21 protein-coding genes and 5 pseudogenes are annotated in these 23652 nt (G+C 32.0%); 7 read left to right on the top strand and 19 right to left on the bottom strand.

Annotation, left to right across the window (positions count from 1 at the left end):
- Positions 1-523: 523 nt before the first annotated feature.
- From ILT06_RS20195 to ILT06_RS20230, 8 genes and pseudogenes are all read right to left on the bottom strand, one after another.
- Positions 524-2506, bottom strand: coding sequence for a methyl-accepting chemotaxis protein (locus ILT06_RS20195; protein ID WP_222655418.1), 1983 nt, complete (start codon positions 2504-2506; stop codon positions 524-526).
- Between the two features lie 868 nt (positions 2507-3374).
- Positions 3375-3665 carry a hypothetical protein gene (locus tag ILT06_RS20200; protein ID WP_041184987.1) on the bottom strand — a complete coding sequence of 97 codons (291 nt, stop codon included), beginning with the start codon at positions 3663-3665 and terminating at the stop codon, positions 3375-3377.
- An 85-nt stretch (positions 3666-3750) separates the two neighbouring features.
- Positions 3751-3887: pseudogene (locus ILT06_RS20205) on the bottom strand (IS1595 family transposase); the annotation flags it as partial.
- A 450-nt stretch (positions 3888-4337) separates the two neighbouring features.
- Entirely contained in the window at positions 4338-4565 is a 228-nt protein-coding gene (locus tag ILT06_RS20210) for a hypothetical protein (RefSeq protein WP_000438636.1), read from the bottom strand.
- A gap of 258 nt (positions 4566-4823) precedes the next feature.
- Positions 4824-5228 (bottom strand): PH domain-containing protein, encoded by a 405-nt coding sequence (locus tag ILT06_RS20215; protein WP_222655419.1) that lies wholly within the window; start codon positions 5226-5228, stop codon positions 4824-4826.
- Between the two features lie 135 nt (positions 5229-5363).
- Positions 5364-5999, bottom strand: a complete 636-nt coding sequence (locus ILT06_RS20220) for a hypothetical protein (RefSeq protein ID WP_222655420.1) — start codon at positions 5997-5999, stop codon at positions 5364-5366.
- Between the two features lie 12 nt (positions 6000-6011).
- Positions 6012-6274, bottom strand: a pseudogene (locus ILT06_RS20225) (hypothetical protein).
- A gap of 5 nt (positions 6275-6279) precedes the next feature.
- Positions 6280-6477 (bottom strand): annotated as a pseudogene (locus ILT06_RS20230) (recombinase family protein); the annotation flags it as partial.
- A 297-nt stretch (positions 6478-6774) separates the two neighbouring features.
- Here ILT06_RS20230 and ILT06_RS20235 point away from each other — a divergent pair.
- From ILT06_RS20235 to ILT06_RS20250, 4 genes are read left to right on the top strand one after another with little or no spacing between them, the layout of a single operon-like run.
- Positions 6775-7155 carry a GntR family transcriptional regulator gene (locus tag ILT06_RS20235; RefSeq protein WP_098103513.1) on the top strand — a complete coding sequence of 127 codons (381 nt, stop codon included), beginning with the start codon at positions 6775-6777 and terminating at the stop codon, positions 7153-7155.
- The gene (locus tag ILT06_RS20240; protein WP_222655421.1) at positions 7152-7850 is read left to right on the top strand and encodes an ABC transporter ATP-binding protein; all 699 of its coding nucleotides are present in this window, start codon (positions 7152-7154) and stop codon (positions 7848-7850) included. The genes ILT06_RS20235 and ILT06_RS20240 overlap by 4 nt, the downstream gene beginning before the upstream one ends.
- Positions 7847-8641 carry an ABC transporter permease gene (locus ILT06_RS20245; protein ID WP_222655422.1) on the top strand — a complete coding sequence of 265 codons (795 nt, stop codon included), beginning with the start codon at positions 7847-7849 and terminating at the stop codon, positions 8639-8641. The genes ILT06_RS20240 and ILT06_RS20245 overlap by 4 nt, the downstream gene beginning before the upstream one ends.
- Positions 8642-8680: 39 nt before the next feature.
- Complete coding sequence (locus ILT06_RS20250; protein WP_222655423.1) at positions 8681-9415, top strand: Bax inhibitor-1/YccA family protein; 735 nt, start codon at positions 8681-8683, stop codon at positions 9413-9415.
- Positions 9416-9802: 387 nt separating this feature from the next.
- Here ILT06_RS20250 and ILT06_RS20255 read toward each other — a convergent pair whose 3' ends face one another.
- A complete protein-coding gene (locus ILT06_RS20255) occupies positions 9803-10174 on the bottom strand; it encodes a hypothetical protein (protein WP_078183139.1) in 372 nt (123 codons plus the stop codon).
- Positions 10175-10247: 73 nt separating this feature from the next.
- The gene (locus ILT06_RS20260; RefSeq protein ID WP_078183138.1) at positions 10248-10919 is read right to left on the bottom strand and encodes a lipoprotein BA_5634 family protein; all 672 of its coding nucleotides are present in this window, start codon (positions 10917-10919) and stop codon (positions 10248-10250) included.
- Between the two features lie 282 nt (positions 10920-11201).
- Between ILT06_RS20260 and ILT06_RS20265 the strand changes: the two genes are divergently transcribed.
- Positions 11202-12626: an IS4 family transposase gene (locus ILT06_RS20265; protein WP_222655424.1), complete on the top strand. Its 1425-nt coding sequence runs from the start codon at positions 11202-11204 to the stop codon at positions 12624-12626.
- 268 nt (positions 12627-12894) lie between these two features.
- Here the strand turns inward: ILT06_RS20265 and ILT06_RS20270 are convergent, their stop codons facing one another.
- From ILT06_RS20270 to ILT06_RS20290, 5 genes are all read right to left on the bottom strand, one after another.
- Positions 12895-13920: an alpha/beta hydrolase gene (locus ILT06_RS20270; protein ID WP_222655425.1), complete on the bottom strand. Its 1026-nt coding sequence runs from the start codon at positions 13918-13920 to the stop codon at positions 12895-12897.
- A 349-nt stretch (positions 13921-14269) separates the two neighbouring features.
- Entirely contained in the window at positions 14270-14443 is a 174-nt protein-coding gene (locus tag ILT06_RS20275) for an asparagine synthase (protein WP_098103517.1), read from the bottom strand.
- 499 nt (positions 14444-14942) lie between these two features.
- Positions 14943-15221 carry a putative quinol monooxygenase gene (locus ILT06_RS20280; RefSeq protein ID WP_002169788.1) on the bottom strand — a complete coding sequence of 93 codons (279 nt, stop codon included), beginning with the start codon at positions 15219-15221 and terminating at the stop codon, positions 14943-14945.
- Positions 15222-15580: 359 nt separating this feature from the next.
- Complete coding sequence (locus tag ILT06_RS20285; protein ID WP_222655426.1) at positions 15581-16012, bottom strand: SgcJ/EcaC family oxidoreductase; 432 nt, start codon at positions 16010-16012, stop codon at positions 15581-15583.
- A gap of 296 nt (positions 16013-16308) precedes the next feature.
- Positions 16309-16446, bottom strand: coding sequence for a hypothetical protein (locus ILT06_RS20290; protein WP_170960703.1), 138 nt, complete (start codon positions 16444-16446; stop codon positions 16309-16311).
- A gap of 392 nt (positions 16447-16838) precedes the next feature.
- Between ILT06_RS20290 and ILT06_RS20295 the strand changes: the two are divergent.
- Positions 16839-17204, top strand: a pseudogene (locus ILT06_RS20295) (DUF4158 domain-containing protein); the annotation flags it as partial.
- Between the two features lie 119 nt (positions 17205-17323).
- On the opposite strand, the gene ILT06_RS20300 reads toward ILT06_RS20295, so the two are convergent.
- The 4 genes and pseudogenes from ILT06_RS20300 to ILT06_RS33135 form a co-directional block, all read right to left on the bottom strand.
- Entirely contained in the window at positions 17324-18196 is an 873-nt protein-coding gene (locus ILT06_RS20300) for a hypothetical protein (RefSeq protein ID WP_098015909.1), read from the bottom strand.
- Between the two features lie 71 nt (positions 18197-18267).
- On the bottom strand, positions 18268-20565 hold the full coding sequence (locus ILT06_RS20305; protein ID WP_222655427.1) for a hypothetical protein: 2298 nt from the start codon (positions 20563-20565) through the stop codon (positions 18268-18270).
- 173 nt (positions 20566-20738) lie between these two features.
- The gene (locus tag ILT06_RS20310) at positions 20739-21800 is read right to left on the bottom strand and encodes an alpha-xenorhabdolysin family binary toxin subunit A (RefSeq protein WP_098101954.1); all 1062 of its coding nucleotides are present in this window, start codon (positions 21798-21800) and stop codon (positions 20739-20741) included.
- A gap of 426 nt (positions 21801-22226) precedes the next feature.
- Positions 22227-22325: pseudogene (locus tag ILT06_RS33135) on the bottom strand (recombinase family protein); the annotation flags it as partial.
- A gap of 383 nt (positions 22326-22708) precedes the next feature.
- Here ILT06_RS33135 and ILT06_RS20315 point away from each other — a divergent pair.
- Entirely contained in the window at positions 22709-23092 is a 384-nt protein-coding gene (locus ILT06_RS20315) for a hypothetical protein (RefSeq protein ID WP_098015912.1), read from the top strand.
- Positions 23093-23652 lie beyond the last annotated feature (560 nt).

Genomic DNA, 23652 nt, shown 5'->3' on the forward strand with positions numbered 1-23652 from the left:
CTTTTAAACAGCGACTGACGATTTTTTATTCTCCTACACCTTTGTGACAAAAAGGCATCAGCAATATGCTCCACCTTCTTATTTAATCTTAATCCCAAATCATTATTCAATGATTTGGGATTAAGATTATTACCATTATTACCACTTGGTAAAATGAATTTTACATGTTGGTCTGCTGGAATAGTTATATAATGATATTGATCGGGTTTTGTTAATTTATTAGTACTTTTCCAAGTTCCTGAAGTCCAATAAGTTACTTGTGAAAAAAATGCTAGTGGCGGAAATTTCTCTGGATCAGATGGCTTATCATTTTCTGAAATAATTTCAGGTTTAATTCTAATTTTCTTTCCTGCCGCATTTTTAAATTGAAAGTCGTAAACAATTCCATAATTCCCTTCAAGAGTTGGGTTAGAACTTCCTAGATGCCATATAGGTAATACATACTATAATTTTTACTATGATATAAGATTTCTAATTCCCGTTCTTTAACACGCTTTCTAGTATTCTATCCTAGAATCTGAACTTATATCTTAAACCCACCGATTAGCTCTTGAAGTTCTTCCGCCATCTGTGCTAATTGTATTGCTGAAGAATTTATCTCTTCCATAGAAGCATGTTGTTCCTCAGATGAGCCAGCTATCGTTTGCATGCTTGAAGAATTCTCTTTTACAGCCATAGCTATTTGATCAATTGATGTATCGACTTTCATTGCATCAGTTGTCATTTTATTTGATAGTTCCACCATACCATGCACTTTTGATACAATATCATTTGCAGATTTTGAAATCTCATAAAAACTTTGTTTTGTGTCATTCGCAACCTGAATTCCCGACTCTACTTCTACTCCTACTTCATTCATAGCTTTTACAGTCTCATGTACGTCTGCTTGTATTTCATTGATTAAACTTCCAATTTCCATTGAAGATTCAGATGATTGCTCCGCCAACTTCCTAACTTCATCGGCGACAATTGCAAATCCTCGCCCCTGTTCACCTGCTCTAGCTGCTTCAATTGCTGCATTCAATGCTAATAAATTTGTTTGTTCCGCAATATTTTGAATCGCTTCTAATATACTTCCAATTTGTTGAGATTTCTTATCTAATAATTTTATTACATTATCGGATTGAGAAACCGAGTGATGTATAGACTGCATTTGTGTTACAGTTTGTTCTACTAATTGTTCACCTTCATTGGCTTTTTGTTTTGTATATATGGATGAAGCCGATACTTCAGAAGCATTCTCAGCTATGTATTGAATATTTCGTGTTACCTCACCAATTAATTTCGCTCCAGACGCAACTTCATTATTTTGAACCTCTGCACTGTTCGAGATTTCTTCCATCTCTTTTGTAATTTGTTCTGTCGCAACACTTGCTTGCTCTACACTAGCAGTTAGTTCCTCAGAAGACGCAGCTACATGACCTGCAGATGTGTTGATTTGAGAAATAATATTACGTAATGACTCTGCCATTGTATTGAAACTACCACCTAATTGACCAAGTTCATCCTTTGAACGAATATCTATTTTCTCGGTTAAATCTCCCTGACTAATCCTTTGAGCTGAAATAACTAATTGTCTTAGTGGAGTAATAATGGATCTAAGTATGAATAAAATTACAATTCCGCCTAACAATAATGAAGCCCCTATTATAGTGAGCGTTTTATAAAAAATAGGATTGGTAGCTTCTTCAATTTCTTTCGTAGGCATTACGCCAGCTATTTTCCAACCTGTTTTTTTGTTTGTCTTAAAACTTATGTTTCGATCTTCCCCGTTAAGGCTATAAGTAATTACGTCATCTTCTTTCTTGTACAGTTCATCCGCTAATGATTTCTCTAATTTCTCACCTGGCTTGAGCGTAGGATGAACAACTATAGTCTTATCTTGACTGACGATAGATACGAAGCCTTGTTTACCTATTTTTATCATTTTAGAAGTTTTTACGATATCCTCAATATTCAAGTCAACACCAATGACACCACTTTTATCAGCATTTTGCTTTGCAATTGCAATTACCATATTTCCTGTAGACTTTGATTTATATGGAGATGAAACAATAATCTCTCCATTTGCTTTTACTGCATCCTTATACCAACTACTTTCTAATGGATTAAATCCTTCTGGTATTTTGCCAACAGGTGCATGAATAAATTGATTGTTACTGGATGCTGTATAAATCGTTTCTATCTCTGGATGTAACTGTATATATTGATCAAATTTACTCTGTACATTTTGCGATTGTTCAGGATTATAATCCCCTTGTGTAAGTACCTTTGCAAAATGAGTGACATCTGTATGCTTATTTTCTAATTCATCATCAACAATCTTATCTAAAATACTTATATTATCTTTTGCTGATTGTAGAATTATTTCATTAAGATCTGTTTTTGCTTTATTATAAGATGACACTCCTACGATAAGACTTGGTATAATTAATATTGCGATAAATGCCATAGACAACTTCGTTTTAAGCTTTATTTGTCCCAATCTTTCTTTTATATTAAACACTAGATACTCTCCTTTTCATTTTTACTACTTATATAGTTTATTTAAATTTTTCTCCTTTATTTTTTCCACATTCATTTATGGTACCATTCGAAATGAAACCACAATTACATCCTATTATCTACACTTTCTTATTTTACGATTTGTATTTCACAGTCAGCGTTTTATCTATCCTCCTTTCAAATATGTTATCTTTTCATTTTCAGCAATTCTAAGACTACGAATTGTTTCCAATAAAATGGATGAAACATAACCTTCATTTAACAGATATTATTTGTCCTTAATTGGATAAAAAATTTAATTTAGTGCTATTCAAATCGGATGAAATCCTTACCATTATAAATTCTCTAAAACGTAACTACGTAAATTTATTCTTTGCATGATTATGTTTAACAGCCTTTGAACCATTCGAAATGCATCACCCTATTCATGAATCATTCACTACGGCCGATTTTGTTGTAAGGGATAACTAAACCATAAAATCTAAATGGGAGAATAAAATACATTGGAGAAATTCATTGTAACACGTATACATAAGTTATAGATATAAAATCCAATAACATATTATTTTTTTATAATATATCAATAACTTATTATAAACTGTATTTTATTTCTATAGAAGAATCTTTCCCTATATGCAATATTACATATAATCTACCTTATGTAGTTTGTTATACTATGCATGTGGATTTTTCATCCAAAATTCCACCCTAATGCATATTGATGAATATGCCACCCTAATTGCTGAAAGTGAGAAGAATGTTATTCATTCTTCTCACTTTTTTATTTAGGCTCTGTTAATATTGATTATTGATAAAAAGTATTAAATATGGGAAGACACCTTAGAGTTAGTGCTTCCCTTAGTTGCTGATTATTCACATTCAAATCTAAAATAGGTATTTTCTAAGCCTATTTTTTGCTTTAATGTTTTGCCCAAAGCATAATTATTTGGTAATTCTTTTTCAATGACACAAATAATATAACCTGCTTTTCCTGTTGTTAAATTAGTTAGTTGTAAGTAGTTATTGTTGTCGTAGATATAAGAAATAATATATTCATAGAAATCATTTTCTTTGTCTTCTCTATTCATACCAACATTGTACAACCTAACTCTTGCTCCTGCCCAAATTTCTTCATCATCATCAACATTACTTAAAGGCATCCATTTCGAGTTATCCAATATTTCACCCTTTTCTTAATTCATTCGTTTATACACTGAATGTTGCTAGACGCAAACTATCATAAGCATCAGTCATTTCATTGATTACACGGCCACCTACAGAGAAAAAAGGCTCAACATAGCGTTTTCCCCACTGAAACACTTGCTCTCTCTGTGAGACAAATCACGAATATGTTTCAATAGATTACTGAACGCTTTGCTCAACCTTAATATATCACGAACGTTCGTTCTTATACAAGAATACTAAGATTTCGGATTGGTTTCAAATATCAACATTTACCTTTAACAGAGCTTTTATTTAAAATGTGTGCTTGTACTTAATTCTTTAGTTATTTTTACATTTTGAATCTACGAAAATGAATCCCCTTATAATTACAAAGTTGTTTCATTTTTCTAAAAAAAAAGGAACCCTTTACGGATTCCTTTTTGCCTTGCACTCTTTTTCAAATAGTGCATCTTTGCACCTAATTTTATTATACCTTATAATTCACATAAGATAAATAAGGTTAATTGAAATTCACTTATATATTTTCTTAAAAAAGATGTGAGTCTAAAAATTAATAATACTAAGTTCACTTACGAAAGATTTGTATTCTTTCACCAACAATAAAACATCATCATTCCTTATAATTTTACAGATAAAATAGCATATTTTTAAAACTCATCCCTTGAACATTCCTTTAGTTGTTCCATTGCGATCTTTCGCGCATGTTCCTCACTATCTATCAAAGTCAATCCTTGTGATATATAACTCCAAAATTCATATCCACAATCCTCCATCCATCTATACGCTTCTGTTGTATATAGACCATCTTTTCTTTCAATGATTTGAACCTTATAGTTTTTATTTGGAGAAAAAAACTCTTGTATAACCTGCTCCATTTATGAAATGTCCTCCTTAAATCCGTTATATGAAATTATTTTTTCACATAAACCCGTAAATAGAAACCTCTTTTATAAAGATAACTTACTGTAATTTTTTGATAGTGTGATATTCCTTGCGTAATCCCTTACATCTTCCCATCCAATGGAGTACAAGCATTAAGGATAATTCTTCCTTTTAAACAAAATTACTCACCTAATAAGTCTTTAATCAAGATCTTAATCAAAATGGATTTTTAACTTTATAGAGACTGATTTTTAACTATACATCTCTTGCAGTTTCACTAAATTTTTTTTATGATTTGACAATCCAATTGTAAAACTATTTGGATTCATAACGATATCTCCTTTGTTACCTTTTAATGTAACAATAACTTTAGATTTTATTAGCCCTCTTTTTACTTTTATCCCCTCTACATCTTCAATATCTATTATTATCTTATTGCCATTAAACTTACCAGTTAATGGATTCAATTCAAGCAATATTACCCTCTTATTAGTAAAACAAATCACCTGATGTTGATTTTCTAAAAATGCACCAGGACCAAATTTAATATATTCTGATGTTGCTGCCATTTTCATAGTGTAAAAATAATAAAAATACGATTCATCCTCATGTGCTACCTCATTAAATAGTTCATCTAATACATTATTGTTTAACAATTTTTATTCCCCCGATATATTAATAACCCTTACCGTTTATATTGAGATGATAAATTTATTAGAATTTTCTTATTTTAATAAATTCAAATTTGCATATAATAATGTTGTTTAATTTTAGAAGCAGATATTAAAGTTTTACTTTGTTATTTCTTTATTGCTTGTAACTAAATCTTCGGCTTCATATCTAGGGTCTATCTTAACTTTATCATCTTTTGTTTTGATGACTCTTAGTCCACCAAACCACTGTGCATCGTTGAAGGTTATTCTACCTACTCTTACATTATACTCTTTACCGTCTATCTTTACGATTAGTATTCCATGTTCAGATATAAACCCTTTTTCTACATGTCTCCCTGTAATTTCAGCGTTTAATGAAGTTCCTTCGTGTACCAGTTTTGCTTCATAATACCCATCAATCATTGGAAATCCGAAAAAGACGAATGCTATTAGTCCAAAGACAATTACCTTCTTCTTTGTACTCCATTTATTCTTCTCTTTCAATTCTTTCTGTCTTGCTTCTTCTTTTTCTCGTTCTTCTAATCTCTTGTTTAAGTCTTCTTCCCATGCATCTAAATATTCTTCTTCGATTCTTGCTAGTAATTCTAGTTGTTCATCGGTTGCTACCATTTCATATGAGTTTTCTTCGACTAAACGAATTTCAATACCCGTTTTTCTTATTTCTTCTAAGTCTTCTTCTGTACCATTTAACTCTCGAATGACTTCCCCTTGTTTGTTAACGAGTTTAGCGCGAATGTTTTTTTTCTTAAACATCTGAACTCCTCCTTATTTGTTTCCTATCATAGATAACCCTATTGCAATTAAGAGAAAGAAAACAATAATAAGGACCTTTTTTCCTTTACTTACTCGTATATTAGAACTTCCCATGACAGCCCATATAAGAATTGGAAATAGAAGAATACCAAGGAGAACGTCAACAAACTTATTACTACTCTCCTTAGATGGTTTTTCTTCTCCAACAATTGGTTTCATCTGAACAGTTTTTTTCTTATTTGTTTCGGTTTCTTTTTCTTGCGTCTATGATTCACCCAATAATTCGATCAAGTTTGTAAACAACTATCTTATCGCCTTTGCGTAATACCTTTAGTAACTCTTCGAGTTGCGGACGATCTTTTTTTATTGCTGTCATTTTCTCCTGATATAGCTTTTCTACACCATATTGTTGCAAAGCATCTATTTGCATATCGAGATTTTGTTCTTCTGTGCTGACACGAGCATAACCAAAAATCAAATTGTTTCACTTCCTATCTAAATATATCCATTAAAATAGTACCAAAAACCTCATTGGATTAAAATAAAGAACTTTGTTTTTGAATATGAGTTTTGGTACTCGATATGAATGATTTTTTAACGCTTTTGTTAAAAAGACAAACCAGTTCCATAAACGGTCGTTTTTGGCACTTGGGTGTTTACATGAATTCACTAAATATATCACCTTCCATTTATTATGGTTTTCAAAATAACTATTTACATATAATTTACATTAGTGTACTATTTGTCTAGTACACTAATACAGAGGAGGAAAGAAATGAAAACTGAGTTTTCTCCTAATATCCCTATTTATGTTCAGGTAATGGAATACATCAAAAAAGAAATTGTAACAGGACGTTTGGCGCCAGGTAAAAAAATTCCTGCCGTACGTGAATTAGCGGGTGAATTACAAGTTAATCCAAATACAATTCAACGTACGTTTCAAGAGCTAGAACGGGAAGGTATTGCTGAGACACGTAGAGGAACAGGAAGATTTGTAACAATGAATGAAGAAAAAATTACAGGGCTACGCAAAGAAATGGCAAAAGAGTTGCTTGATAATTTTATAAATGGAATGAATAACTTAGGATTTATGGAAGAAGAGGTTCTCTCAATACTCCGTTCTTCTTTGGAAAAGAAAAAGGAGGGAAATGAATGAAAGAATTATTGAAAGTTGAAAATCTGTCGAAAAGATATGATTTAAAAACAGTGATTCAAGATGTAAGCCTAACAATCTCAGAAGGAAAAATTATCGGTCTTGTTGGTGAAAATGGTAGTGGGAAAACGACATTATTAAAAATGATTTCGGGTTTACGTTTTCCTTCTAAAGGAAGTATTACAATTAAAGATAAAAAGGTGGGATTAGAAACGAAAAAAATCGTTTTATTTATGCCCGATAGTCCTGTTTTTGAAAAATGGATGACCGTAAAAGATGCTTTGTTGTTCTATCGAGATATGTATGCTGATTTTAATCTACAACAAGCAATAGATTTAATAGCTAACTTTAAAATCCCGCTAGAGGAGAATATAAGCATTTTATCAAAAGGGAAAACAGGGATATTACAGCTAATATTAACTTTTTCAAGGAAAGCAACGGTATATGTATTAGATGAGCCATTAGGTGGAATTGATCTTGTTTCTAGAAAGCATATAGTAGATTTAATTCTTAACTTTTATCGTGAAGATAGTACCATTCTTATTTCGACTCATTTAATAGAGGAAATTGAAAATATATTTGATGAGGTAATCTTTTTAAAAGACGGGAGTATTGTATTGCATGAAAATGTAGAAGAAATTCGTTTTCACCATGGAAAAGCAGTACATGAGTTATTTAAGGAGGTTTTTGAGAAATGAATCCACTTTTTCGCTATTTATTTAATTGTAATAGAAAAAAGATAGCCATCCTTTATTTTGGATTTATTACTATTTCGTTACTTCTTTTATTTAATATGATGGGACTATCAAAGCTAACAAATCAGCTTACAAAGGATATAACATTAGGTATATATGTATTAATTATAGGTATCACTGCATTTTTACTGCTTTTAATAGCTTTACCTTCTTTCAATAAAATGCTAAAAAATACAATGATACGTTATACAGCCATCTCAGGAAAAAAATATATATATGCAAATTTATTCTTTTTCACGTTAATGTTTATTCTTTTACTAGTAATAGGCTTAATTTTTCTATACTATTTCTCCCAAAGTACCTACGGAGGAAAAGTGGTCGGGGGATACCAACAAGAATTTCATAAGTTATATGCATATGGATTTCACCATCACATACTTTCTGTTTTATTATGGGGAATCGATTTCATGAGTATATTAATCTCCTGCTATTTCACCATGGTAATTACAAAGCTGATTCCTTTAAAGTCATCAATGAGTAAGATGGTTTTATCAGTTATTTTCCTTGCTTTATTTTTAATAATCCAAACATTCATACTGGACGTTTTAAGTAAATTAGAGAAATATGTAATCACCATAAAGAGTACGGGGTTCATAGATAACAATGGTTTTATTGACACATCACTGTATCCTAGTGAAGGGTTCACTATTTTAGATATTTGTTTCACTTGCTTATTCATAATTGTCCTAACAGCTATTACAGGTCGTATCATTGATAAAAAATTAGAAATATAAAGATATGCTTCAAAGGTAGAGTGTATTTAGGAGGAAAAAATGAGAACAACTAATCCAATATTAAAAAAAGAAAAATTTCATAAAGAGAATACAAATGCTTCTAAGATGACTATTGGCGGAACGATAGCAAAAACATTCATTTTGCTTATCTTACTTCTTGTAGCATCTGTCTATTCATACGTACAGATGACACAAGGGACAATGAAAATACCTGTGTTAATTGGAATTATAATAGTTACTCTAATTGTCGCATTTGTAGTTATATTCAATCCTCGTATATCACCAATCTGCGCACCGATTTACGCAGTATTACAAGGAATTTTATTAGGAAGTATTTCAGCGTATTATACAATGCGATTTGGTGATTCTATCGTTTTAACTGCTGTATTACTGACAATTTCAATTTTATTTTCCATGCTTTTGTTATACGCAACTCGAGTAGTAAAAGTAACTAAAAAGTTTCGTGCGGTTGTAACGGTTGCAACACTTGGAATTCTTATTATGTATTTTATTGTTTTCTTACTGGGCATCTTAGGGGTGAAAGTTCCATATATTCACCAAGGTGGGACAATTAGTATCATTATAAGTACAATTGTAATTATTGTTGCTGCATTAGATTTATTACTCGATTTTGTTTCCATAGAAAATGGTACTCAGAGTGGAGCACCTAAGTATATGGAGTGGTACAGCGCAGTAGGGCTTATGATGACATTAGTATGGTTATACTTAGAGATCCTTCGTTTGGTTTCTTACATTATGAAAAATAAAGACTAAAAAACATCCTGCATGGTTCAAACATGCAGGATGTTTTTTATATCTCGTATTTTCAATTAAATTAATATAGGTAGTAACAAATGTATGATGTTGCTGTACAAAAAGTCCAACCAATACTTATAAGCTTTCAGCTCCCCCTCTGTAACCTTCCTTCGATTACTACAGACGAAATTAACTGTAAAAAAATGATTAACCCTTAGCGTATGAAATTCGCGTTTTGATAGTGCTACCCCATTGCCATCAAGCTAAGATTTTGAGACACCCCCATAACGAAATTTGTACCTTTTACAGTTATTTATGAGAATATAGTCTCTACATCAAAAAGACCACTTCTTGAAATAAAAGAAGTGCTCTTCCTAAATTATATATTTCATTAAAATAAAACTATTATAATATGGTCCCATTCAGCCAGCCGTTTATAGCAATAAGATCCATCAATACATGTAATTCTGTACCTATTAAAGCAGAAATAAAAATAATTTTTAATGAAGAGCTCTGTTTATAAGTAAACAGTTTCATTAATCTAGGCATCGTTTTAAGTCCTATCATAATTAGTAATGTCAAAACTAAAGCACAAGCTAGTCCACCTAAGAAACTTTCATCCACAGCCCCCCCTGGTATAAGGGGTACCTTTCCAATGAACATACTTATAGCATCCGGAATCGCCATACCGAAAAATAAAGTTGTAATATTTAAGTGTTTTTTATATATTAATCCTGCAGTTGCGGTAACTACTGTATGTCCTATAACGCCAGCCATATGAATCCTCCGTAATATTTATATTATTTTCTAGTTAATACCGAATTTAATTTTCACCTTTTTTATAAGCTTATTATTGTTTTATAATTGATAATCCTTCTAAAAACTGTGAATTATCTTTTCTACTCTCAATAAGTTTTTGAAATTCGTTCTCCACTTGTACTGATTTTTTATCCTTGGTATCAACAACTCCATGATTATTTCCATAAACTTTGTTAAGTTCAAAAATTCCCATATAAGTTTCTTGTACAGGAATTTGAGTAAATGTAGAATTATTGACAATTAAAATACATTGTTCATAATTCGAGTCACGACTATGCCCAAACCAAGTATTACTATCATATTTTACCGGTATTTCCTTGTCAGCAATTACTACTTTTTTTAGTTTTTTATTTCTTTCACCTGCAAATAACACAGCATTATCATTTGTTATTTTAGGTATAGACTTTATTGGATCTGAAATCGGTATAACATCATCTTCCCCCTCTCGTAATATCCCTTTTTTTATTACGGCTTCACCAGTTTTTTGATCCATAATAAATACGGATTCTCCATTATATTGTGCTGTTTTAACTTTATATAAATCGATAGACTTAATTTCACTTTTGTTTTCACTTCGTATATCTTGTAGAGCCTGTTTATCTCCTAATATCAAAATTCCATTTCTTGGTTCCTTAGGTGTGAACGCCAAGTATAAACCAAATAAGAGGGCTCCAATCACACATAGGTTAATGATTTTTCTCATTTTTAATCTCCTTAGAATTATTGTTTAAAAGTTGGTTGACTAGTTAAGATAATTGCTGCAAATCATCTATACCTATACCATTTCTTTAATTCGTATTTGCTCCTTATATAGAATAATTGTTTGATGGAATTTCACATATTCATTTACCTTACATTTATATTACATTTATGTAAGGTAAATAGATTATTAGCACCCTACGCTATCAATCTCAAAAAACTATATCGATAAAATGAAAAAGTGTTAGTCTTTCTGTAAAATCCTAGGAAAGGATGGCGTTTCTTTATGAATCTTCCGATTCTTGACGAACTTCAACCGATTGCTGAAGAATTACAACGACATATGTCTCCTCATGCACTAGAACACCTAGCTAAAGAAAAAGGATTCGTTCAGCGAAAGAGTAAATATCAAGCACAGAAGTTAGTTGCTTTATGTGTATGGCTTAGTCAACAGGTCGCAAGTACATCCCTCACACAATTATGTAGCTGTCTTGAAGTATCTACAGGTGTTCTTATTAGTCCTGAAGGACTTAACCAACGATTTAATGCTTCCGCAGTACAATTTCTTGAACAAGTTCTAGCTAACCTTCTAACTCAAAGAATTCATTTAACAAAAGAAATAATTCATCAATATACCACGATTTTTAAGAGTATTCGGATTCTAGATTCTACAACATTTCAGCTTCCAGATAAATTTTCTTCACATTATCAAGGTTCAGGTGGAAGTAGCCATACGGCAGGAGTCAAAGTTCAATTGGAGTATGACCTATTGAGTGGGAAATTCTTGCACGTTTATGTAGGAGAAGGAAGAGAAAATGATAAAACCTTTGGTTCAACAAGCCTACAAACCATTCGACCAAAAGACTTGTATATAAGAGATTTAGGCTATTTCGACTTACAGAAGATCCATGATAAAGGAGCTTACTATATCTCACGTTTGAAATTAAATTCCCGAATCTATTGTAAGAATGATAAGCCAGAGTATTTTCGAAATGGGACCGTGAAGAAAGGAACACTTTATATTCAGTTAGATATGGAAGAACTCATGAATCAATTATCCCCTGGTCAAACAATGGAAATTTCAAAGGCATACATTGGACAGTATCAAAAATTACCAGCTCGTGTTATTATTCATCGATTAACAAAGGAACAAACAGAGAAAAGGTTAAAGGAACAAGCCAAAAAAGAAAAGAAGAAAGGTATTACCTACAAAGAACGAAGTAAGCGGTTGAGTGGGATCAATGTATATATTACAAATCTTCCTGCAGAAAATGTTCCAACAGAACATATCCATGACTTGTATTCATTACGCTGGCAAATTGAAATTTTGTTCAAAACATGGAAATCTTTCTTTCAAATCGACAAGTGCAAAGAAATCAAGAAAGAACGCTTACAATACCATTTATATGGGCAACTCATTAGTATTTTACTCTGTTCATCGACGATGTTCAAAATGCGTCAGCTACTCTTGGATAAGAAAAAGAAAGAGTTAAGTGAATACAAATCCATCTATATGATAAAGAATTATTATCTATTGTTTTATGAGGGACTACAGAAGGGCATCCATGAATTATTAAAAGTTTTATTGCGTCTGTTTTACCTGTTAGAAAAAAACGGACGAAAATCTCACCGTTACGAAAAGAAAACAGTCTTTGATATCTTAGGCGTTGTGTATGATTGTACGTTGTCACAAAGTTTCCAAGTTGCATAATTTTTTTAAAACACCTATTTAATAGGTTTATTTGTTATGCACATCTTTAATGTAGTCGCACAAATTTCAAAAAACATATTCACATATACCCTCTTGTCCCCCTTAACTTGATAGCGATGTGGTGCTACCCCATGCCCATCAAGCTAAAGTTTTATTACACCCCCAGAACGAAATTTTTAGGCTTTCTTGTAACGAAAAAGCTTATTTATCGTTTTGGGGTATTTGCTTTTCTTAGGTTGATAGCGATGTGACGGTATCCCTAAACGTATCATTTATTTTCACTTAAAAATTCCAGAACTTTGTTAAAGGTTTCTAAACCTGCTTGGGTATTCATTTTAAATTGAAATTCATGTGCTAACTCACCAGAAATATTTTTATCAAAGAAAAGACTATCTACAGGCACTCCTTTACTTTGTAAAGCAGAAGCCAATGTTTTACCTTGCTCTTCGAATGATCCAGTGTTCCCATCTGTGATAAATGCTGGTGGATAATTATTTGTAACATGATTTAAAATCGAAGCTATTTTTACTTCTGATGATCCTTCCCAATTTTTTTTGCCCAAATAAGCCCAACCAGTGGTACGCATAAAATCTTGTATTTCTTTAGTTGATTCTATCTTAGCTAATTCAGACATATTATATGGACCGCAAAATAGCAGTATGCCCTTTATTGTAGAAGGATCAACAATAGCGTCAATCTTTGTTAATTTTGCATACTCTTCAGATGTCTGAATATTAACGAATTGACCAGATATTTGTGCTCCAGCAGAATCTCCTGCAAAATAAACACGATCTAGTTTTAAGTCATATTTCTTTACATTTTCTTTTATGTATTCATAAGCTTCACCTAGTTGGAGTACTGGCGTAGGATATTCTCTTTTAGGAGCAAGAGCGTAGTTTATATTCACCACTGTATAACCACGAGCAGCTAATTCTACCGCATATCCAGTAATATCTGATTTATCTCCCCCCACAAATCCACCTCCATGTACCCAAAAAATAACAGGAGTTTTTTCTGTATGATTTTTCGGATAAACGATGTCCAATGTTCCATCTGGAAATTTAGATTTATAATTGATATCTCTAACGATTCTTGTTTCTTTTAAGGCATTGTCATAGTTATCCGATTGAACAAATGTTCCTCCGTCAAAAGCTTTTTTAATCAAAAATGCCTTTGGATCTGGTGAAAGATTCCAATAACTGACTCCCACAAGAGCCAATCCGAAAACTACTATAAGGGATATAAGCATCCTTTTTTTCCATACACTTTTAGATTTTGGTTTTGCTATTTTCATTTTCAAAGTAACTCCCTTCCTTTGAAACTATTTTTGATAAATCTGTGTCAAAAGATAAAGTAGAATATTATGAAATTTATGTTTCTTTATTCCATATATAACTTATATTAATTAAAAAGAACTTTCCCAATGACCATAACTAATACTCACTATATATCCTTCTGCATGCGATATCTTAAGTACGTTTCTTTCATTAACCTTATCGGACTTTAGCTATTTTCAGCAAGATTAACAACAAAAGTTTACTTTCAAAACACTATAAATAAAGAGCTCGAGAAATCTATTAACAAAAATAATACATACTGACGATATTAAAAAGGTAAGCATCAAAATGTGCTTGCCTTTTCTTCTAACGACGATGTTCTAAAAGATCAATTACACCTAAAACAACGTGAGCTAAGCCAAATCCAAATACTGTATTTGCAATCATCTTATTAGATCCACGAGTTTGCTTCAAAGCATAACCCGCAGCTGTAACTGCTGTACCTAATGTAGTCGGAATTAATCCTTCACGAATATTCATAGTAACGTCCTCCTAGTATCGCAGTTAGTAATCCTGTTTTAATACTTTGGAATTAAAGTACTAAAACAAGTATTAGTATTTTCATGTCATGTGAAAATATGTGGGTTTATTTTAAATATTTTCTTTATATTATACCTTTATGAATAAAAAAACTCCTTCCATGATTTACGAAAGGAGTTACGATACTTTGAAAGGGTATTTTCATTTTAATATAAGAGGAAAAAAACTTGCATTGATAAAGTATAACTTTTTCGAATAGTTTTTATTTTCACACTTCTAAAGATGAAAGAATCCTTTATACGTCTGTGAAGCGTTTCGAAAGGTACAACTTTTAAAACATGTTTAATGTTCATTTAGTGAAAACGAGTTTTACAAATGTATGAAAATAGCAAACACCCTTCTAACCACTTTATATTTTTCTACATATACCAAAGCACCTAAACATAAAAAAAATCATCATTTTTATATTTTATCAAAACTACAAGAACAACCAATCTTGTTAATTCACATTACTTCTAATTACCCATTCTATTTCTGCTAATTCTTGTTTTAGAGTATTTTGAGTGTGTGGTTTGGTGAAATGAACATTAAGAGCTTCTTCATTTTCCCAAATCTCCCACAGCATTAATTTTCGTTCTGAGGGTTCAAGAGGGTACACATGAAATTGAATACATCCTTCTTCTTTAATAGTTTCTTTTTCAAGTTTTTTGAACTCCTCTATTATTTCATTAAGGTCTTTATCACTAATAATTTTCAAGCATGCAGTTATGTAATGCATCAGATTGCCCTCTTTCCATTCCTAAATTTTAGTCGGTATCAAAAAATATATTCAATTAATATTTTATAATTCCTTGTTTTTAGATGCGAGGTGATGGCTGGGTGAAGCAAGCCGAGGAGCTAGCCCTTCTAATTTCCCTTTCCTTAGACTTAAAACATGAAAGTAAACTTTTGAATATTAGTTTACTTTCAGTTCCTTTTAAATATTTACTTCTCCCCGAAATCCTTGATATCCTCAAAATCAACAAGAAAATTATACATTTAAAACACTATAAATAAAGAGGTCAAAAATCCATGAACAAAAAATTACATTGGAATCAACAAAGAAGAAAAAGATAACGCTCTAGATATATTTTGTATTTAATTATGGACAAATGTATTCTGTCCAGCAGCGACCTGCCAAGTTCCGAGTTCTTTGACCATCACATAAATAGCAAGACTGCCTTGCCCGTTTTCTATTATTGTCCCTTCAGAGGTTGTCGGGTATTGCCTAATATGTGTAATTGCTACATCCGAACGCACAAAGTTAATGCTTTCAACTGTATAGGAAGCATATGAGTTGCGAAGTGGTCCTGCCAAGATAATCTTGTGCACTTCATTGATTTGCTTCCAACCTGATAGCAGTTCACCAAGTACATTTACCCATGTAGCGTCTGAAGTGAAGTGACGATCTAATTCATCCGCATCATGTTGATTAAATGCAACCTCAATCTCAGTGATCGTTTGTTGAATGGCGTCAATTTCTTCCTGCTGATTCTCTTTTAAACCGTGAACTTTAGACTTGTTAGACATATTCTTTTCTCCTCCTATGTTAGTTTGATATCTATAGTTTATTCAAGTAAAGTCATCATAACATCCAACAATAGTAGTATCTTTCTAAAGAGAAATTCATACCACGGTAGGATGGTAAGACATATTTTGTATACCCTTACTTATATTTATCTGCAAATTCCCCTTGTATATTATATACATGTCATGTTTACATAACTTCACTTATCAGTAGTCAATGTATCTAGCAACCTAGAAAAGTCCCTTCAGAAGATCTGAAGGGACTTTTCATTCACACAATCAATGTTATCCGTAGTTAATTAATCAATGACATTTATTCTAATCCAACCTGTTTCACCAAGGAAATCTTCTCTTGTAAGTTTTTGCTTCGTTAAGATTTCACGATATGCTGTAATTGTTCCATCATGAGAAACGATAAAAATCTTTTTCCTTCTCATGGCTTTACACCATAGGAGAAAGTTATTTGCAATTGAGTTGAATTCCTTATGAGGCATACAATTGATTCCTTTTTTCCATAAATCATCATTGGTATTATGTATTTGAAAATAAGGAAAATCTTTTCTAATTGAATCAATGGACAACATTTGATCACAAGGTAATGTTCTATCTTCTGTTAGTAAAGGAAACGTTCTTGGGGAAACCAAAGGACTTACGTATTTTTCACAAGTAATTGAATCACTCCATATGGGCCTAGTGACAGGGTTGCTACTCTAGTCCGCAGTAACATTTCCTAATAATGGATTTTCTGTGTTTTTAAGCGTTAATTGTCCATTTCCTTTATTGGAGTTTATACTCTTTAAAAACAATATAGAGAAAAGGGGTTCAAGCATTGAAAAGAAACTGGAGCCAAATTGAACTAGAAGAACAATTTTCCTTATTCCCAAATGAAATTAACTTAATCATGAATAAACGAACTAATGCTAACCGTCTGGGTTTTGCAATTCTACTTAAATACTTTCAACAAGAAGCTCGATTTCCTAATGACAAACATGATGTACCCACAGTTGTTGTACAATATGTAGCTAATCAAATTGATATTGCTGGTACTGATTTTTTTGATACATACGGTTGGGGTGGCAAGGAGCGGAGCTAAACAGCTCATCGAAAAGAAATACGTAATCGAGAACTTACTGCGAAAGATAAGGAACTCTTTTTTGAGTGGTTAAAAGAACAAGTTCAATCTACACATGATACGGTTCGATATGATAATCGTTCACCTAAGCCAAGTAAATATAAAAAAGCTCAAAAACAGAGGTTTCTGAGCTTTTTTATAACATAACTTCTATTAAAATATCTACTTATAAATGCTTTTCTTCAAGAAAAGTTCTCTGCATTTTTTTGAAAATCTTCAGCTTCCTCACGAATTGCACTCCAATTTTCAAATGCTAATTCAAGTTCTAGAGCAGCAATAATATCAGGAAGACTAACTAAATCCTCACTCATGTTCTCCCCTAATTCTTTTAAATCATAAGAGATAGCACTCCATATTAGATGGATTTTTCGAATTACAGGTAAAATCTTTGTTTCAGAAGGAATTACGCTGCTAATTGCACCTAATAAAAAAGTTCCCGTATTATGTACAACGGCATATTCAAGATGATCTCTTATTGCTATGCGTGAAATCAGATTTAGGCAACTTTGATGCGTATCTTTACACTCTCCAATTACTGTATAAAAATCAGATAGATATGCCAGCATCGTTTGAGACTGTAAATGATATCTTAGGGCGTGTTCAGATAAATCTTTACATACATTTATAAACTTAGTTTTAGTACTTGGAGACATATTTCCATTATGCGCTTCCAATAGAACTTGATTAAGATCATCACGGTGTTTAATACAAATCAGATCTGCATAAGCTACAATATTTTGAGCGAGAGCAATGATTGCTGCACGTCCTCCAGTGCCCCAAAATCCAGAGGCTTCTTTTACCCTAGTAGTCATTTCTGTACCTGTTAATACTAGTGTAGAATATGCAGTACTTCTTTCTATGAGGTTAAACCAACTTTGCGTTAATTGTCCGTTATTTATATTAGATATTCTCTCCTGTAGAATGCTTTGAGTAGTTGGTAGTGAGATGCATTTTTTCATATAATTAGAAAAATCTCTCCATTCTTCTACTGAGAGGAGAAATGGAGAACTTTTCCCTCCCAATTCATGTGTTGAAAAGGCTGCAGCATAATTCATATAAACCCCTCACTATTCATTTTTTGATTAATGAATCATTATATTTTAAAAATTTATCTGTACATGTTTAATTAAATTAGGGATTTTTTCTTATAATTAGTAACTAGAGAACCTGCTAATTCCATTCTGATTTTTGTCACGTTAGAAAGGTCTGGTCCATCCTGTACTTTAATTGTCCAAGTTGTGTAAGGGTTTGGAATAAAGTAATCGTAAGCAAATTCGTCCGCAATGATTCCATCAGTAATAATGGTAGCTCCTTGATAACTAAATCCTCGATTAAAGGATTCCGAATTAAATTGAAACTTTTTCTCCATATAATTATCATAATAGTGTCCTGAATTCGTAATCCGTATTTGTACTTTAGAAGTAGCGTCCATTCCATCTAACCAAATTCGCATTAATTTAAGGCGAACACGAAACTCATTTTCAAAAAGAGAATCGTTTAAGTTGATTTCCCAAGAAGCTTCTCTTTGTTCCTTCAATAACTCTAGAATTTTTGAATCTGTAATTTCTACTATTCTATTTTGAAAGAGTTGAGGAGGTGGATTAAATTGTTTTAAAGCCTGCATACAATCCGTTTGTATTGTGGCTACATCCACTTTTAGCTCGGCTACATCTTTTAAGATATTTGGGTTTACATCTGAATCTCGCAGAGCCCAATATTTATAAGCATGTTTGTAATTTGCTAATGCCACAAATAGAATTTGCTTCATGTCTATATAGCGTTGATACAACTTTTGTTCCATTTCTTCATTTTCAGATTCTTGTCCCTCTAGATTTCTAATATACTCTTCTAATCTTGCAAGGTCAGCTTGATGGATATGTTTTTCAATTAACAGACGGAATAGTTCTTGACCACAACGAATGACAGCTACTTGAATTGAAGCAAGTGTTTGTCCATAAACAGCTAAAATGTCTAACTCTAGTAGATATGCCCTAGCACCTTCAATTTCTTTCTTAATTGCATCGTCTAAAGCTGCAGCTGTCTTTAACTTAAATATGTCCCAAGTTGTTTTACCAGTTAAATCTTCTTGAGGAATATCCCATTCCGTATCTTTAATTTTTTCAAATAAATCATCTGGGAATTGCATATCTCCTGATGCCTCTGATATATCTTCTGCTAATGCATATACCTTGTTAATTAATTCAACGAGGTCATTTAGTTTCTCCATATTTTCTTTTAATGCTTGAGCTAATGCTGATAGCTCACCACCAGCTTCTATAATTTCCTTTAAAGCATTAATTATCCCTATTATTTCTCCAGGGGCAGAAGCTCCTCCTGAAGCAATTATGGAACCCATAGATTGTGCGAAATTTAGTACAGTACTTACCATTTTAAAAGCTAATCTCATCTGTTGTTCATATTCATATTTCTTAAGTCCATACTCGAACTCAATTTTAGCTAATGTTAAGACATGTTGCTGTTTTTCAAATTGGCGTAAAGATGTCTCAATGGCATCTCGAGAATTTTTTAAATTGTTTTTTGCTTGATTAATTAATGTTTCTTTAAATAATAGGGTATCTTGTTCATGTTTTAGCATGAGCAAGGCTGCATTTTTGCGATCTTCAATTGACAAATTTTTATCTAAGTAACGATGATATTGTGCCTCAAATTGCTGTGCAGCTCCCAAGAAAGCATTAATTTCATCTCTGTAGAGTTCTTTATCTAAAAGGGGCACAAACGTATTATCACCACGATTAGCAGTTAAAATAGCCAACAATGAAGTGCTTTGTACACACAATGAAGTTAGTCCGTCATATTGGGTAGTAAATATCTTTAACCAATTTAACTGATTGGCTGCAATATCAGGCCTTGATTCAAAAAATAGACATGCTACTTGGAAAACTGAAGTAAAAAGCTTTGGAAGTTGTGGTGTTGGGACTACGTGTGTAATTTCTTCTGCAGTAAATATTCCATCCTTATCAGACAATCTTACGCCTTTATTTTTGAGCTCTATAGAATAAGGAGGTGGAGAACTTTGATTATAAATTGGAGTTGCATGTAACACTCCAGAAAGTTCAATACCATATATCGTCAACTGAGCTAACTTGCCTCCATTCTTATAGTCTAGTACAATCTCTGCGGTCCCTTCTGATTGTATTTCCACTCTTCTTGCTCTAATAACTAGTTGTATATCTTGTAAAGTACAACTAAATTTGTCAGGAATTCGAACAACATCCGCAAAGATTGAAATCATTCTTGGTGCTAATTCACCGTTCTCAATAGACTTATATACTTCACCTAAGTCCACAAATAAATCTCGAATTTCGTATTTTGTTCTTGTTGCATTTAAGTAAGACGTTCCTGGAATTGGTTGATTTGTTAATAATTCCTCATACAAAGCTTTATAATCAATACTACTAACCATTATGAATTCCTCCATTTAAAAAATGAGAGACAAAAGAAAGAATGTATAGAATAAATGCGGATTTATCCTTCTTATTCTTCTTTTGTCTCTAGATTTATAGCCCAAGCTGTTTTTAATTCAGTTATTTTTATATTAGGGCGGTTTATATTATAAGTGACATGAATATTTCATACTTAAGCTGTGTATTGTTCAACAACAAACCCAACATCTGCATTAACTCGGAAGTCATCCGCTTGTTTTCCAACAGCTTCCCACTGCATAATAGCCAATTCAACCCCAAGATCAGCAAATTCTGGATCATCATGAATATCTTCCATAACAATTTTAGATAGTTCATCAAGATCACTATGAAGAGAATTCCAAATGCCATGAATTTTCTGTATGATAGGTAACGCAGCAGCCATTTGTTCTTGGATTTTATCCGTACCTGTATCAGTTTTATCAAGTAAAGACATCAGATAAACATTTCTTTGAATTATTTTATCAGATTCTTCAATTTGTTGTTTTGTAGCATCAATTCGAGCTTTTAATGCTTTACCTTTTGTACTATCGAGAATCCCTTTTAATACAAATCCAAAAATCGGACCAAGTAACAGAGATAACCATGATTGAGATTGATAGTCCTCATACTCATCCATATACTCCTCTAAGTCTTCCCGTAATCGCTCTACCGAAGCTCTAAGTTGTTTTACTTCTTCACTATGTTCACCATATTTTTTATCATATTTATCCTTAACTACTATTAAACTCTGATAATCGTTTGCCGTATCAGTTGCAAATGCTCCAATCATCGTTGCCAATGCACCGGCATGATCACGAAATTCGGCTGCTTCCCTTGCTAGCCTCTCACAAATTCTCTTAAACATTTCTAAAGCCTCAGTATCGCCATCTATAATAGCTGGTAAATAATCGATTAATGGTTTGTAGTAAACTTTTGCTCTTCTTGCATAATTTACAATTTCATTAGCAACTCCAAGAACTTCTCTATATGTGTTATCTGTCCAGTTTTGACAGTGATTTTTAACATTTGTATAAACAGAATATAATTCATTAAAATCTGGCATCTCGTCTGAGGCTGAAAGTGCTAAAGCTTTACGCATTTCGGCTTCATTCACAGGTACATATGCTCCATCTCCTGTATATTTTTGAATCGTAATCCATTCCTCTTTAGAAAGTAAAAATGGGGAATCTTCTTTACCTCCAAGATCTCTTGGAGAAATATCTCGTTTTACCATTACAATACACCCTCTCAATTATATAAAATTAATTCGCATTATTGGTAATACGCCTGCTATACGTAGCAATACAATTAATATTTCGAACTTCAAACTTTATATAGTAAAATACAATGCAAGAGCAATAAGTAACTCATCACCTCTTAATTTCGTTATTTTAATACCCATTAAGTATAATTTACTAACTCCTAATCTAGAATTGAGAAATATATTTGTCGGTTTAATTCCTAGAGTGTTCTCTTGGACTTTACGTACCTCATATAGATACTATTAGAAATTACCATTTCCAGAATAGAAAATTATACGTTTAGGAATCAGTATTATTTTTATATTTGAGAGATATGTGAAGTGAACAGCTAATACGGAGCTAATATAGAATTCCACTAAAAAAAGAATCAGATTACGACTGATTCTTTTTAATGTACTTTCATATTCTTTTATTACCTTATAAAGTGTATTCCTCTTCAGTTCTACCATTTCGAGAAACTTGACTTCATTTATTTCTCCAATTTTCCACTTAGGATGTTAGGATGGGGTGAGTATCAATTAGATTTGTTTTTTGTTCATTGGGTTCTACACCTATTTATGTATAGTGTTTTGAATGTATACTTTCGTTACGTATTTTGAGGATATTAGAGGATTCAGCTTGAATTCAATGTTTGTGAAGAACTTAATGTAAACTAATGGGCAAAAGTTTACTTTGGAAAATAGATAAAAAAATTATTCATATCATTCGCGAACATAATTATCCAATAAAGATACTTAATTACAAATACAATTTTTTAATTTATAATTATATTTAGAAAATATAATAAAAAGGTCTTGGTAATTTGTTGGGTATTATGGTATATTATTGAATATATTGGATAACATTATTATGTAAATCAGGTAAAGAAAGGGTGGATAAAATGAAAAAATTTGGACAACTACTTTTAACAGCACTTATCTTAACTAGCGGATTGCTTTTCAGTACTTCAGATGCCTTTGCAATGGGATCAAAAGGTGATGCTAAGTTGAAGTTAAGCACTAATGCAGATGTGTATTCTAATAATACTCCTATCGTTGTATCTGGATGGACTTCTGGAGGAGCTGTTTCTATCGAATTAATAGCTAAGGATGGTAAAGTTGTAGGCCGTAAAGATGTAGATTATGAAAATATGAAAAATGGGAATTTTACTGTTAGTTTCCCAACAAAAGGACTAAAAGGTTTATATGATGTACGTTTAAATGGCGCTTGGGGAAAAGAAGACTATCATAGAGTACTTACAAACTACTTGAAAGTAAATCAATAATAAAAAATAAAGATCATAGCAACAAGTATTTATACATACTTGTTAGTAAAAAAGAACTTGTAGAAATACTACAAGTTCTTTTTGTTTTGAATTAGATTGTAATTCTAAATCCTTCTGGATGATGGCCTTTGATTATACATTTCCATGCACTCTAGGTTTACATAACAACTGATTATCGGTAGCGAGGAAAAAAGCGGGTCCAATAGTAGCTGTTTGTAGCTTTGAAAAGTAACTTAAATCCTTAGAGATCTCTTCAAAAATAAGAAACAGTTTTTATCCAACTTTCATACAAATTATCAATCTTTTTTTAAATTACCAAACTTTATGCAAATGATACAAAAAGCCAATGCACATATGCGTATTAAAAAAAAAGAAGGTCATAGTGCGGAAATAAATTCCATGCTATGACCCAATTTTACACGCATCTCGGCTGAACCCCTTATTTGTGGTCACCATATCAAAAAAAGAAAATTGTACGTTTAGACATAAAAATGACACATTTCAATTAGTTCTCTGTACGTTAAGGAATTAGTTTGTATATTTGAGGAGATGTACGAGAC

It is taken from the genome of Bacillus sp. 17RED48, from assembly GCF_019837545.1.
Classification (GTDB): domain Bacteria; phylum Bacillota; class Bacilli; order Bacillales; family Bacillaceae_G; genus Bacillus_A; species Bacillus_A wiedmannii.

What these genes read in the sequence shown, in the direction of transcription:
- ILT06_RS20305 (WP_222655427.1), bottom strand. Translation starts at nt 20,565, where the DNA reads ATGGTTAGTAGTATTGATTATAAAGCTTTGTATGAGGAATTATTAACA.
- ILT06_RS20310 (WP_098101954.1), bottom strand. Translation starts at nt 21,800, where the DNA reads ATGGTAAAACGAGATATTTCTCCAAGAGATCTTGGAGGTAAAGAAGAT.
- ILT06_RS20210 (WP_000438636.1), bottom strand. Translation starts at nt 4,565, where the DNA reads ATGGAGCAGGTTATACAAGAGTTTTTTTCTCCAAATAAAAACTATAAG.
- ILT06_RS20240 (WP_222655421.1), top strand. Translation starts at nt 7,152, where the DNA reads ATGAAAGAATTATTGAAAGTTGAAAATCTGTCGAAAAGATATGATTTA.
- ILT06_RS20200 (WP_041184987.1), bottom strand. Translation starts at nt 3,665, where the DNA reads ATGCCTTTAAGTAATGTTGATGATGATGAAGAAATTTGGGCAGGAGCA.
- ILT06_RS20270 (WP_222655425.1), bottom strand. Translation starts at nt 13,920, where the DNA reads ATGAAAATAGCAAAACCAAAATCTAAAAGTGTATGGAAAAAAAGGATG.
- ILT06_RS20260 (WP_078183138.1), bottom strand. Translation starts at nt 10,919, where the DNA reads ATGAGAAAAATCATTAACCTATGTGTGATTGGAGCCCTCTTATTTGGT.
- ILT06_RS20235 (WP_098103513.1), top strand. Translation starts at nt 6,775, where the DNA reads ATGAAAACTGAGTTTTCTCCTAATATCCCTATTTATGTTCAGGTAATG.
- ILT06_RS20220 (WP_222655420.1), bottom strand. Translation starts at nt 5,999, where the DNA reads ATGTTTAAGAAAAAAAACATTCGCGCTAAACTCGTTAACAAACAAGGG.
- ILT06_RS20265 (WP_222655424.1), top strand. Translation starts at nt 11,202, where the DNA reads ATGAATCTTCCGATTCTTGACGAACTTCAACCGATTGCTGAAGAATTA.
- ILT06_RS20280 (WP_002169788.1), bottom strand. Translation starts at nt 15,221, where the DNA reads ATGCATTACATAACTGCATGCTTGAAAATTATTAGTGATAAAGACCTT.
- ILT06_RS20250 (WP_222655423.1), top strand. Translation starts at nt 8,681, where the DNA reads ATGAGAACAACTAATCCAATATTAAAAAAAGAAAAATTTCATAAAGAG.
- ILT06_RS20300 (WP_098015909.1), bottom strand. Translation starts at nt 18,196, where the DNA reads ATGAATTATGCTGCAGCCTTTTCAACACATGAATTGGGAGGGAAAAGT.
- ILT06_RS20290 (WP_170960703.1), bottom strand. Translation starts at nt 16,446, where the DNA reads ATGAGAAGGAAAAAGATTTTTATCGTTTCTCATGATGGAACAATTACA.
- ILT06_RS20255 (WP_078183139.1), bottom strand. Translation starts at nt 10,174, where the DNA reads ATGGCTGGCGTTATAGGACATACAGTAGTTACCGCAACTGCAGGATTA.
- ILT06_RS20315 (WP_098015912.1), top strand. Translation starts at nt 22,709, where the DNA reads ATGAAAAAATTTGGACAACTACTTTTAACAGCACTTATCTTAACTAGC.
- ILT06_RS20275 (WP_098103517.1), bottom strand. Translation starts at nt 14,443, where the DNA reads ATGAATATTCGTGAAGGATTAATTCCGACTACATTAGGTACAGCAGTT.
- ILT06_RS20245 (WP_222655422.1), top strand. Translation starts at nt 7,847, where the DNA reads ATGAATCCACTTTTTCGCTATTTATTTAATTGTAATAGAAAAAAGATA.
- ILT06_RS20285 (WP_222655426.1), bottom strand. Translation starts at nt 16,012, where the DNA reads ATGTCTAACAAGTCTAAAGTTCACGGTTTAAAAGAGAATCAGCAGGAA.